Source organism: Streptomyces sp. NBC_00122 (assembly GCF_045160845.1).
GTDB lineage: Bacteria > Actinomycetota > Actinomycetes > Streptomycetales > Streptomycetaceae > Streptomyces.
This window is the reverse complement of record NZ_CP108191.1, coordinates 3,352,232-3,365,346: the sequence shown is the minus strand read 5'-3', so window position 1 is coordinate 3,365,346 and position 13,115 is coordinate 3,352,232. Positions and strand designations below refer to the sequence as shown.

6 protein-coding genes and 1 pseudogene are annotated in these 13,115 nt (G+C 64.4%); 5 read left to right on the top strand and 2 right to left on the bottom strand.

What is annotated here, in order from left to right; translation table 11 throughout:
• The first annotated feature begins 41 nt into the window (after positions 1-41).
• The 3 genes from OG737_RS15985 to OG737_RS15975 are packed head-to-tail and all read left to right on the top strand — an operon-like array spanning position 42 to position 5,849.
• The gene (locus OG737_RS15985) at positions 42-2,834 is read left to right on the top strand and encodes a Z1 domain-containing protein (RefSeq protein WP_405921659.1); all 2,793 of its coding nucleotides are present in this window, start codon (positions 42-44) and stop codon (positions 2,832-2,834) included.
• A complete protein-coding gene (locus OG737_RS15980) occupies positions 2,831-3,838 on the top strand; it encodes a PD-(D/E)XK motif protein (protein WP_405921658.1) in 1,008 nt (335 codons plus the stop codon). The genes OG737_RS15985 and OG737_RS15980 overlap by 4 nt, the downstream gene beginning before the upstream one ends.
• Positions 3,831-5,849, top strand: coding sequence for an AIPR family protein (locus OG737_RS15975; RefSeq protein WP_405921657.1), 2,019 nt, complete (start codon positions 3,831-3,833; stop codon positions 5,847-5,849). Before OG737_RS15980 ends, OG737_RS15975 begins: the two co-directional genes overlap by 8 nt.
• Positions 5,850-5,975: 126 nt before the next feature.
• Here the strand turns inward: OG737_RS15975 and OG737_RS15970 are convergent, their stop codons facing one another.
• Complete coding sequence (locus OG737_RS15970) at positions 5,976-7,952, bottom strand: DNA cytosine methyltransferase (protein WP_405921656.1); 1,977 nt, start codon at positions 7,950-7,952, stop codon at positions 5,976-5,978.
• 467 nt (positions 7,953-8,419) lie between these two features.
• On the opposite strand from OG737_RS15970, the gene OG737_RS15965 reads away from it, so the two are divergent.
• Together OG737_RS15965 and OG737_RS15960 are read left to right on the top strand one after the other, a co-directional pair.
• Positions 8,420-10,669: an ATP-binding protein gene (locus OG737_RS15965; protein WP_405921655.1), complete on the top strand. Its 2,250-nt coding sequence runs from the start codon at positions 8,420-8,422 to the stop codon at positions 10,667-10,669.
• Positions 10,666-11,880, top strand: a complete 1,215-nt coding sequence (locus OG737_RS15960; RefSeq protein WP_405921654.1) for a hypothetical protein — start codon at positions 10,666-10,668, stop codon at positions 11,878-11,880. The genes OG737_RS15965 and OG737_RS15960 overlap by 4 nt, the downstream gene beginning before the upstream one ends.
• A 325-nt stretch (positions 11,881-12,205) precedes the next feature.
• Here OG737_RS15960 and OG737_RS15955 read toward each other — a convergent pair.
• Positions 12,206-13,021, bottom strand: a pseudogene (locus tag OG737_RS15955) (tyrosine-type recombinase/integrase); the annotation flags it as partial.
• Positions 13,022-13,115: the final 94 nt, after the last annotated feature.

Genomic DNA, 13,115 nt, shown 5'->3' with positions numbered 1-13,115 from the left:
GGTAGCCCCACTCCCAACCGACCCGGCCGCTGGAGGTCGCTGTGAGCACCACCCCCGAAGACAGTCTCGAGAAGGCCGAGCAGACCGCGTTGCTGCTCCTGCCGGGTGACCGCCAGGCAACGTCGGCCGAGGTGGACTTCGCCGTGAACACCGCGGTCAGCATCCTTGCTGCCCAAGGGATCACCGTGGAGCGGGACCAGGTGCGAAAGGTGCTCGAGGCCCGAGCTTCCGTGTTCCAGGCTGATTCCTCGGCGATGACGAACGGCGAGGGACACGTGGCCTGGCTCGCCGATGCGAAGGCCGACCGGAACTGGGATTTCTGGGACCGCTACCGGCGCTACCTGCTGAGCGTGTCCAAGCTCCCGACGCAGGTCGTTCGCCGCCTCGATCAGAGCACCGACGACGTTCTCGGTGAGCTGGAGGACCCTCAGCGGGAAGGCATCTGGCGCCGGACCGGGCTCGTGATCGGACAGGTACAGTCCGGCAAAACGGGGCAGTTCATTGGGCTCGCCGCGAAAGCAGCCGACGCCGGCTACCGGCTCATCGTGGTGTTCGCAGGGATCCACAACGACCTGCGCAGCCAGACCCAGCTCCGTATCGATGAGGGGCTCCTTGGGTTCGACACCCAGTTCCAGTTCCGCTCGGACGACGACGCGCATCGTCATATCGGCGTTGGCGCTATGTCGCATCACGGCAAGCGACTGAAGGCCGCGTCGCTCACCACCAGTCACGAGAAGGGGGACTTCGCCCGGAAGACGGCGGTCTCCGCGAACGTGCCGGTGGGCAGTGTCCCGGTGGTCCTCGTGGTCAAAAAGAACCGTCGGATCATCGACAACCTGCGCGACTGGGTCATCGACAACCACGGCGTGGAGGACCCGGAGACCGGCCGGATGGTCGTTCCCGACCTCCCCTTGTTCGTGATCGACGACGAGGCCGACAACGCCGGGGTGAACACCTCCAAGGACCCAGACACCAACCCGTCGGCAATCAACAAGGCCATCAGGCGGCTGGTCAACAGCTTCACAAAGGCGTCCTACGTCGGCTACACCGCGACTCCCTTCGCGAACATCTACATCAACCCCGATACCGACGATGCCGAGCTGGGCCCCGACCTCTTCCCGGAGAGTTTCATCCGCACCTTGCGGGCGCCGTCCAACTACCTCGGCCCAGAGCGTCTCTTCGGTCTACAGACCGACGGCGACGAGGAGGACATCGAGCCCCTGCCACTCATAAGGCACATCAAGGACACGGACCTCTGGGTGCCGGACAAGCACAAGTCCCACCTCCAGATTCCTGACTTTCTGCCCGAGTCACTCCAGCGCGCCATCCGGTCCTTCGTCCTGACCTGTGCGGCACGCCGAGCGCGCGGGCAGGTCGCAGTGCACAACTCCATGTTGGTGCACGTGACCCGCTTCACCGCTGTGCAGCAGCAGGTCCGCGACCAGATCGACGCCCATGTACGCCTGCTCTTCGACGTTCTCCAGGACCGGTTCAGCAGCGCACGCGAAGAACTCGAGGAAGAGCTGCGGCAGCTCTGGGAGGAGGACTTCGTCCCCTGCACCGAGGACATGACCGGTGACAGGCTCGACTGGGAGGAAGTCGAAGCCCATCTCCATGCCGCGCTCGCGAAGATCACCGTCATGGCGGTCAACGGTGCGGCGAAGGACGCCCTCCAGTACTACGAGCGCCGGGAGACCGGCTTGTCAGTCATCGCCGTAGGCGGCGAGAAGCTCTCCCGCGGTCTGACCCTCGAAGGGCTGTCGGTCAGCTACTACCTGCGTGCCTCCAAGACGTACGACACCTTGCTGCAGATGGGACGTTGGTTCGGCTACCGTCCTCGCTACGAAGACCTGTGTCGGCTGTACACGACACGTACGCTGCAGCGCCAGTACGCGGAGATCACTGCGGCCACAGACGAACTCCGGCGCGACGTAGAGGAGATGTCCGCGGTTGGACTCACCCCCCGCGAGTACGGTCTCAAGGTCAGAACCTCGTCGCTAGGCCTCGGTATCACGGCGTCCAACAAGATGAGGCAGGGCACACGTGTCCGCCTCAGCTACTCCGGTGAGCTTCCCGAGACGACCATCTTCGACCTCTCCGAGAAGGTGGTCCGTAGCAACCACGAGCTGCTCGAGTCGTTTGTCGCACGCCTCGATGCGCACTCAGCCAGGGAGGTGGACGAGCGGAGCGGGACCATTGTCTGGAGCGGCGTCGCATCCTCCGACGTCACCGAGGGTTTCCTCGACTCCTACCTCACCGACCGACAGGCCCAGCGGGTGCGGCCGGCATTCATCGCGGAGTACGTACGCCAGTGCGCCAAGCAGGGTGAGCTGGGCAACTGGACGATCCGTCTGGCGAGCCGACTGCCCGAGGGAGCGCCGGCGGAGATCGCAGGCCATTCCGTCGGCCTCATCACGCGCAGCCACTCCCGGTCCTCGGACGTCGTTTCCGGCCGCTACACGATCAAGCGTGTGCTCAGCCCTGCCGACGAGCTCCGCGACCTGACCCCGGAACAGCGCAAGCGTGCCCTGGAAGCCACGCAGGAAGCCGCGAAGGGGAAGCTCAACAGGAAGGGGGAACCGCTCGATCCGGACACCCCTCGCGGTCGGCCTTTGCGTCACCAGCGCCGCCCTGACCAGCCGTTGCTTCTGCTGTATCCCCTCAGCCCTGCCGAGGTGGCCAAGTCGTCGGGAAACCCCGAGCCGGTCGCTCCGCTGGTCGGGTTCGCAATCAGCTTCCCGTTCTCCCGCCACCAGTTGAAGACTGAGTACGTGGTGAACGACATCTGGTTCAAGCAGGACATGGAGTTCGACGACTTCGAGGACGAAGAGTGATCGACGAGAGTGTGTGGCAGGAGCTGGAAGCTCACCAGCAGACCCCGGGTAGGTCCACCCGGCGGCTCTACCCCGACTCCCCACACGACATCCAGGTATCGGTGACGCACCCCGCTCTCCGGCGGATGCTGCTGCTCGGCACTGACGCCAGGACCGCTGACACCGTACGTCAGGAGATCCAACAACTGCCGGCAACACGCGGCCTGCAGCTGAACCTGTCGTCGGTGTCCGGCAACCAGTACGAGCTCCAGGTCATGCTCACTGACGACGAACTCACGGAGGTGTTCACCCCGCTCGTCTCCGACATCGCAGAGGTGGTGCGGGACTCACCGACCACCGAGACGGCGGCGGAGGCTGCGGTTCGTCGCTACGTCGGTTGGCAGCAGCTGTTGCGCTCTGTGTCGCGCGAGGGCCTGTCCCGACAGGCTCGGTGCGGCCTCTTCGGCGAACTCCACTTTCTCCTCGAGTACGTCCTGCCAGCTGTCGACCAGCACACAGCTATCAGCTCTTGGACCGGACCCCGGCAGACGAACCAGGACTTCCAGCTGCCCGGCGCTGCGGTCGAGGTGAAGTCGACCACGGTCCGCTCTCCCCGGACGGTGCAGATCGCGAGCGAGCGGCAGCTGGACACGGCCGACTCGACGCCCCTCGCACTGGCCCATGTCGTCCTCGACGACCGGCAGCGGGGGCTCGGCGCGAGCCTGAACGGCCTGGTGGACGAGATACGGGCTCGTCTGACCTCACCATCCGCCTCACAGCGCTTCGAGAGCCTGCTGGTCCAGGCCGGCTATCTGCCGAACCAACGGGACCTCTACGACCACGATCGCTACACCCTGCGTCGCAGCGAGTTCTGGACGGTCGGGGAGGGTTTCCCCCGGATCATCGAGGCCGCGCTGCCGCCCGGGATCGGCAACTGCACTTACACCATTGACGTGTCGGCCCTGGCCACCCACAGCGTGACCGCCGAAACACTGGTCGACCTGATCCGAGGAACCCATGGCTGAGCACGACGTCCACGAGTATTCCCGCGCGCTGGTCACCGACATCCAGGCGCTGGCGGACGCCGAGGGCGGCTCGATTCCGAACACGTTCACCCAGCACGTACTCGAGATCCTTGAGGAAGCCGGTGTCGTCACCGACGCGGCACTCGCCTACCACTCCTCTCGGGGACTGGAGATCTACGGCTACGGCCTGCCTGAGGACGGGTCAAGCCTCGATCTCTACACCACGGACTTCAACCTGACCCCGTCGAGCAGCAAGCTGACCAAGGCCGAGTCCGACAGGCTCTTCCGCAGGCTGTTCGCGTTCCTGGGCAAGCACGGGGCGATCCGCCCCAACCAGGAGGACAACACCGACGTGCACGACATGTGCGTCGGTGTGGAGAAGGCGTTGTCGAACGTTCCGAAGATCCGCCTCTTCCTCCTCAGTAACCGGGTCAGCACGACGAGCGCCCCGGAGCCCACGGAGTTCGAGGGGATCCCCGTCACCTATGAGCTCTGGGACCTCGCGCGGCTCCACAGGCACGAGACATCCGGGAGCATCGGCGAGCCCATCAAGGTGGCTTTCGAGCGTCCCCTTCCCTGCCTGGCGGCTCACAGCGACGAGCCGAACTACTCGGTCGTCCTGGCCGTGATTCCCGGTCGACAGCTGGCCGAGCTGTACAAGGAGCACAGGACCCGGCTGCTCGAACTCAACGTCCGGTCCTTCCTCCAGACCCGCGGCGCTGTGAACAAGGGCATCCGCGACACCCTGCTGAACGCCCCGGGCCAGTTCCTCGCCTACAACAACGGTGTGACCGCCACCGCCTCGGACGTGGACTTCGAGACCGACGAGGCCGGCAGTCCCATCGCCATCAGGAGCATGACCGGCCTCCAAATCGTCAATGGCGGCCAGACCACCGCCTCGCTGCATCACGTCCTGACCCGTGACAAGCGGGACTTGGACGGGGTCCACGTGCAGATGAAGCTCACAATCGTCGATCCCGCCCACCTTTCCGAGATCGTTCCGAGGATCTCCCAGTACTCCAACACCCAGAACAAGGTGACGTTGGTCGACTTCAGCTCGAACCACGAGTTCCACGTCGCCTTCGAACGTGTCTCCCGTAGCCTGTGGGCCCCCGCAACCGATGGCAGCGGCCAGGAGACGCGATGGTTCTACGAGCGGGCACGGGGCCAGTACACCGACAAGTCCGCCGAGTACGAGTCACGCGCCGCCCAGCGCAAGTTCAAGCTGATCACGCCGACACGGCAGAGATTCAGCAAGTCAGACCTGGCCACCTTCGTGCACTCCTGGGAACAGCTCCCGCACTGGGTGAGCCGCGGCGCCCAGAAGAACTTCGCCCACTTCATGGAGCGGATCGAGAAGTCCGATCCCGTCGTGGACGTGCAGTACTGCAAGCGCGCCATCGCCACCTCCCTCCTATTCCAGGCTGCTGACCGGATCGCCCGTACACACTCGGCTGGTAGCCACAAACGGCTGATCACGACCTACACGGTCGCCCGGCTCTCGCTTGAGGCCAAGAAGCGGATCGACCTCGACAGGATCTGGAACGAACAGGGCACTACGGACGCCCTGAATGGCGCCCTCGACGAACTCTGTCCCTTGATCATGGATACGGTGATCGCCAGCGACCGGCACGTGTCGGAGTGGGCGAAGAAGCCCGACTGCTGGGACGAAGTGTCCCGTATCCCGTGGACGCTTCCCGACGCGCTGGCCACCGAGCTCACGGCTGACCCCTTCGAGATCGCGTCGCCCGAGAGCACCGAGTCGGACGAGGCTGAAGCCGCCGTCGAGGACATCCCCAGCGAGGAGTGGCAGGCTCTCGCAGACTGGGCCCGCGAAGGCCGGGTCCTGCGCTCCGTGGACAGGCAGCTCGCCGACCGTGTCGCGCAGCGCCTATCCCAGGGACGACGGGTCGTCGGGGCCCAGGCCAGGCAGGCGATGGAGGTCTACGAGGACGCTCTGCGGCAAGGGTTCCACCCTATTCCCGCCGACCTCGACCACGAGACGGCGTGAGCGCGGCAGTCCCGGACCAACTGGGGCTGCCGCTACAGGGCTCCCTTGCCTAGCAGGTCGTTTTGAAAGTCAGTACTGACGCAGAGCGGGCCGCCTTTCCCCGACACCTGTCAGGGAAAGGGCCTGTCAGCCTGCGGTTAGTGCAGCATCGAAGGTGGCTGCGGCTCCCTCGTCCTCCTGCGGACGGGTTGGGCAGTAGTCGCTCAGCGGGCAGCTTCCGCAAACAGGCTGCTTCTCCCGGCACAGGTTTTCGCCGACGAACCTGATGGCGGCCATGCGCACCGGTGCGTCGCGGCCAGCGCCGAGAAGCTTAATGAGGTTAAGCCGCCCCTCGGTCAGCCGGTTGGTCAGGTGTGATTGGTTCTGCTGCAACCTCGCGGCTACTCGCAACGCACCCTGGTTGATCAGCATTATGTCGCCGCCCGCCAGCAGCCTGAACAACGCAAGTTCAGCCGGCTTGAGCCCCATCATCTTGCTGTGCTCAAGAATCGAATCCGCATCTACCCAGACCTCGGGCCTGTCGACAACCGGACCGAGCCGGTCTTCCAGACGCTTGCGGGTTGCTGCTGTCGGCGCCGCGTTTATAAGCGCGAGGTAGACATCCCGTGTCAGTTCCTTGTGCCCGGCAACATCTTCCATCACGTTAGCAAGCTGCTTCGAGTGCAGCTTGCTTCCTGAAAGCACCGACATGACGAGTGCCCCGAGCGGTTTCATCTTCCGACCATTGGGGAACTGGTACCACTGCTTACCGGCGCGCTGCTCCTTGGCCCAGAGAGTTAGCTCTTCACGGACCTTCGGCCACTTGTCCGCGACCTCGTGGCCGGCAGGCACATCTTGTGGCAGGAGAACCCGGGCTGCGGCTTCGCCCAGCAGTGGGGGAACCGCATTGCCGATTTGCCGAAAGGCGTCGCTTCGCGTACCTGCGAAGCGAAAGCGGTCCGGGAAGGTCTGGATCCTCGCAGCTTCGCGTACGGTTAGCGTTCGCGGCTCTTCAGGATGGATGTACCAGTAACCATCCTTGGCGATGTGCGCAGTAATAGTACGGCTCAACTCGTTCCAGTCGAGCTTCTTATACTTGTCCGTGAACTGCTCCGCATCGTACCTCTGGAAGTCCTTCTCGTCATCTCCCAGCTTCTCGTCCAGGTCGGAGTAGAGGGTCTTGGAATCCATGATGGTGAAGATCTTGAAGTCGTCGGCGCGCACCCGCCGCGTCATGTGATCATGAATTACACCCGCATCAGCCTTCCTCCGCATCTCCTTGGCGAAGGCAGAAGGCTTCGGCTCTTGCTTCTCGTCATAATCGAGAATTCGAGAGCCCACCGGATCCAAAGGCTTAGGGTCGATCGCAGGAAGGTCGCCAATCGCATCACGCAGGGTGGTCTGCTTCTTCGGCTTTTCCCACGTGAAGCTGCCACCATCTCTCCGCGCAAGCAGGATCAGCCGCTTCCTATGCTGCGGCACGCGATAGTTCCACGCATCGACGAGACGAACCTGGGTCGCATACCCAAGACTCTCCAGCTTCGCCTCAATGATCCGGATCACGCTGAAATCATCGCCGAGTCCCATGTCAGGGACGTTCTCCATAAGGACGGCGCGCGGACGGAGCCGCTCCACCACATCGACATAAGCACGCCACAGTTCCTTGCGGAGGTCGTGCGGGTCGCGGTTGTGGTAGTCGACCAAGTGCCGGATCTTGCTACGCCCAGCACGACTGAACGGCTGACAGGGAGGCCCTCCTGCCACGATGTCGATCTCGGCTCCCGAGTCGAGGATTCGCTGAACGAACTCGCCCCGCTGCTCGTCGTCCCCGAGGTCGACACAAAGGCTCATCCCGGGGAAATTCACCCCGTGGGTCTCGCGGGCCCGCTCATCGAAGTCCACGGCTGCCGCAGTAGTCCATCCGGCCCGCTCAAGACCGAGGCTCAGCCCGCCGGCGCCCGAAAAGAGGTCAATAGCGAGACGCTTACCTTTTCCATAACCGGACTGGACCCATTTCCTGAATTCTTCCGGCTCACAATGATGCTTATGCTTGTCCAGCTTGAGGTAGTCGCTCCGCTCCAAGGGTACGCCGTACGGACTCTTCGCCCCCTTCTCCTTCGCCACGACCCAATCCTCCGTACTTGCCGACCTGAACGAGCTCCAGGAGATCACGCACGAGGCTTCGGAGGCAAGGCTTCCGGTTAGCCTGCGCCGCCGCAAAGCCTCAAGTGCCACGTGGGTGACCTGCCCACTATCCACTCACCGTGCATCAGTGATCGCTGTAAGTAGCGTCCCCTTCTTGAGACACCCCATGCTAAAGGACTCCCCTAGACCTCCCCCTACGACTGCCCCGCTTCGGCCACACGTCTACGGACATCACCTGCCTCAACGAAACCCTGCACCAGAAGACACGTTCGACCGCAGGGCCACGTAGCCCTCTTCGTCAGCTCTGGAGCCGCCGCATCTACTGCGCCGCTTCATGTACTGCCCAAATCTCCGGAGCACCGCCCCCAGAGTGTTCCCCGCCGTTAAGATCACGCTGGCGCTCCTCAGGCGGGGGTGCAGGCACGAAGGCCGTCAGAAGGGCGAGCGTGAACTCCGAGAACACACAGGCGTTCCTACGTCCCCGTGCGCGTCTGATGAGCACTCTCGGCGAGGAACTGATCAGCAACGAGCGGGTGGCGCTCACCGAGCTGGTCAAGAACGCCTACGACGCCGATGCCAGCCTGGTTGTGATCGAGTTCAACGGACCACTGGAGGAGGGCTACGGTTCCATCGAGGTGTGGGACGACGGGCACGGCATGTCCCCCGACACCGTCCGGGACACCTGGATGGAGATCGCCACACCGTTCCGGCACCGTGCTCCGCGCAGCGAACGGTTCGGGCGGCGGGTTCTTGGCGCGAAGGGGATCGGGCGCTTCTCCGCGGCCCGCCTTGGCGCCGTGACCGCGATCACGAGTCGCAGGGCCGGCGGGCCCGAAGTGAACATCCGGCTCGACTGGAACGACTTCGCCGCCGAGAACGCCTACCTCGACCAAGTGCCGGTCCAGTGGAGCGTAGATGCTCCCGTGGTGTTCGCCGACAACGGCCAAGCGCGACGCCTCTTCGACGAAGTGACGGCTTCTTTCCGAACCAGCGAGAAGCAGTCTGCCTGGATGGGCTCCCACGGCACGCTCGTCCGCCTCGAAGGCCTGCGGCAGGACTGGGGGGTCGAGTCGGTGGAGAGCCTGAAGCGGTCCTTGTCCCGGCTCCTTCCCCCGCCCCCTCCTGTGGAACTGGACGTACCCGATCAGCCTGAGTTCGCGATCTACCTCTCCCTTCCAGCCGGGCCACTGAACCACCTCACTGGTTTCGTCGGAGCCAGTGAGGCTCTGGCGCATCCGCACTACCGCCTCATAGGGGCCGTCGACGAAAACGGTCTTGCCGACCTGACCATGACCAACTTGGCGTCAGGACAGTCAGAGCGCCTGAACCAGTACCTCTTCCCACCGCATGGGAAGGCGCCCAAGTGCGGTCCCTTGAAGCTCGACCTCCGCACCTGGGACCTCGACTCGGCTTCCCTCAAAGAGCTACTGGACATCGACCTGGGAGCCCGCAACATCACCGAGGTCCGCAAGTTGATCAAGGTCAACACCGGTGTCGCGCTCTACCGGGACGGTTTCCGCGTGCAGCCCTTCGGCGAGGTCGACTTCGACTGGCTCGGCTTCGATCTCCGCCGCGTGAACAATCCCACCATGCGGTTCTCCAACAACCAGGTCGCGGGATTCGTGTACATCTCGGCAGACGGCAACCCGGGGCTTCGGGACCGGTCGCACCGGGAAGGGCTAATCGACTCTCCCGAGTACGAGGATCTGAAGGGCGTCCTTACCCAAGCCGCGAGTCGGCTCGAGACCTGGCGCTATGGACTGCGTCGCCCGAAGGGAAAGAGCCGCACCGAGCTGGGCCCGGCCTTGGTGGATACCGCCTCCGGTGGAAGCGACCGCCACGGCCTGTTCCAGAACTTCACCCTCTCGCCCGTCCGGGACATCATCAACGAGAGGTACCCGGACGACATCGTGCTGAGCCGCGCGCTGGAGGAGGCTCAGGAGACGATCGACGAGAGCGTCGAGAAGGTCCAAGAGGTCCTCTCGCAATTTTCCCGTCTCGCGACTCTGGGGGCACTGGTCGACGTAGTACTGCACGACGGCCGAACGGCACTGACCCGGATCGCCTACGTCCTCCGCCGACTGAACAAGTTGGCGGGCGGCAAGCGCGACGAGGACGAACAGCTTGCCTCCGTTCTCGCGAAGATGCACGTAGACCTCACCGCGCAGGAACAGGCTCTGGACCGACTCTTCACCCGCGTCGAGCCGCTGAGCGGCCGAAGGCGAGGCCGCCCCCGCGCGCTCTCCCTCCAAGCCGCGATCGATGAGGCCGTGGCGGTCCACGAGGGGACGCTCGACAAACATGGCATCACCGTCACCGTCGGCGGCGAAGACGTGACAGTGACGGCTGACCCCGGTGACATCTCCCAGGTGGTCCACAACCTCGTCGGGAACTCGATCTACTGGCTCTCCACCCTGCCCGAGGGGAAGGAGCGCGCCATCCTCATCGAGACGAGGCGAACGGCTGAGGACGAGGTCGACATCGACGTGAGCGACAGCGGTCCCGGAGTACGTGAGGAAATCCGAGAGATGATCTTCGATACGTACTTCAGCGACAAGGAAGACGGCATCGGGTTGGGCCTCAGCATCGCCGGAAGCGTCGTTAAGGACTTCTACGACGGCGATCTGTCCTTGGTGTCGCCAGGGCCGCTCGCCGGCGCCACGTTCAGGGCAAGACTGAGAAGGAGAATTGGGTGACGGAGGGGGGCGCGGTGTACCGGGTCTTGATCGTCGAGGACGAGGTGGACATCGCGGAGGCACTGTCCGAGATGCTCGCGGAGGAGCTCTCGGATCTCGGCACGCTCGATATCCACGTCGAGAACGACTTCGACGAAGCTGAAAGCCTCCTGGAGACCCAGGCGTTCGATTTGGTCGTACTGGACGTCAGGGACGCGGCACGTGGTGGTTCACCCGCCCACCCGAACCTACAGGGCCGCGAACTGCACGACCGTATCGCCAAGACCCGCTGGGTGCCGATCGTCTTCTGCACCGCCCTCGCGGAGCAGGTGAGCGACTTGGCGCAGCCACCACTCATCCAGGTGGTTTCGAAGAACCGGCTGGATGAAGCCGTCACCGCGGTACGGGCTGGCCTTGAGTCCGGCGTCCCGGTCCTCACCCGGCACATCACCGCCTTGGTGGACGAGCACGTGCGTGGATTCCTGCGGGACGAGATCGCCCCAAACTGGGACCGGCTCGCAGCCGTCGACCGTAGCCAGATCGCCGCCGTTCTCGTGCACCGCCTCGCAGCCTGGCTGAAGGAGAACGCAGTCGAGGCTCTCGGAGCAGCGCTCGGCTCCTCTGAGAACCCTGTGGTGGGACACGCGTCGACCGCCCGGGTGTATTTGATGCCACCGGTTACTAAACACGTGACCGCCGCCGACATTCTCCGGGATCACCAGGACGGCTGGTGGGTCGTCCTCACGCCTGCGTGCGACCTTTATGAGGATTCGCACAGCGGCGGCAATCGCACCGCGAAGGCCGAGTACGTGCGTCTCGCCAGAGCGGTTCCGTTGAGCGAAGCGCCCTTGATCGCACGTTGGAACGAGGTCGGATCCCCAACGCAAGGTAGGGAGCGGAATGCAGCACTGGAGATTTTCCGCAACAACAGCGCTCGTTATCGGATTCTGCCCAAGTACCTCGACATCCCGGACCTCCTAGTCGACTTCGAGATCGTGCAGTCTGTCTTGTTGACGGAGGTCCGCTCGTGGAGCCGCGTCGCGACGCTAGACAGCCCATTCGCCGAGGCCATGCTGACCTCGCACGGCCACACTGTGGCCAGGATCGGTACCCCAGACGTCGATTTTGAGAACATCAAGCAGTCCCTGGGGCTGGCCGGAAACCGGAAGGCCTCGGATCAGAAATCGGTGCCGCCCCCTCGTGCAACGGCGAAGGACATCAAGCAGTCCTGATCCCGGTCCTGTGCGAAATGCGGTCTTGCTCTCCGACCACATGGGCAGCGGCGAAGCAGAGGAGGCATCCTTCATCGGCTGCTGGGAGCCATCGGGGAGCCGGCCTGGTCCCCGAGGCCCCTTGAGGCTCCCCCAGACCATGCGAGGCCAGCGCTCTGACCTGGGGAAACGTCGTAAGTGCTGGTGGGGATCTTGGGTGGACCTCGTTCGGGACGAAGAGGTCGTGGGTTCAAATCCCGCCACCCCGACAGAGTAAGACCAGGTGAGAGCCGGTGCAGAGCAATCTGCACCGGCTCTTCCTGCGTCTGGGTGACTAACTGAGCGACTACGGCTTCCGAGCGTTCTTGAAGATCTCGTCCATGGCCGTGGCCCCGGTCTGGATCACGGGCCGGATCTGCTTCCGGTAGACCGCCTCGGTGACCGCCGTACCGGAGTGCCCGACGAGCCGGGAGATCTCTTCGAGCGGAACCCCCTTGTCGGAGAGCAACGAGACGAAGCTGCTCCCGCGGGGTCCACTCCTTCGCGTCGACCCCCTCGGCACCGGTGATCGCCTGCCGGAAGGCGCGCCGGACGTTGGTCGAGTCGAGCTCGGACCCCGTGGCGGAGGAGAAGACGAGCCCCTTCTCCGTCCACTGATCACCAGCGGCCAGCCGGTCCCACCCTTGATCTTCGAACTGCTGCCACAGGGCATCCACGCACCTGGCCGGTAGGGCGATCGTCCGGCGCGACTTCTTGGTCTTGGTGTCCCCGGTGGAGCGAACCGACCGCCCCGCCGCGATGTGCGGCGGCACGGGCGGCACCGCAGTAGGGTCCCCCTTCAGGAAGACGTGGTCCCAGGTGAGCGCCCGCGTCTCTTCGGTCCGGGCGCCGGTCAGCAGGGCCACCACGATGTACGCGTAGGCGGACGTACCCTCGGCGGCCTTGAGCACCGCTTCGGCCTCGGCCAGCCGGAGCGCCTTCGACGGGCGGCCAGGCTGGCCAGTGGGGATGGAGCACAGCTCCACGATGTTCCGCTTCACCTTGTCCCGCACCACGGCCGACTCACGGCGCGGTTCAGGCAGGAGTGGATCGCCCGGAGGGTGCGGGTGCTGAGCGTCTTGGCCTTCTCGGCGAGCCACTTGTCGACGTCCTCCCCGCTCAGTTGGTCGGCTGGCGCTCCTGTCCACGTCGGCCAAAGCCAAGCGTGCAGCGAAGCTGACATGGGAACCATGCACGCCATGGCCATGGATAAGCGG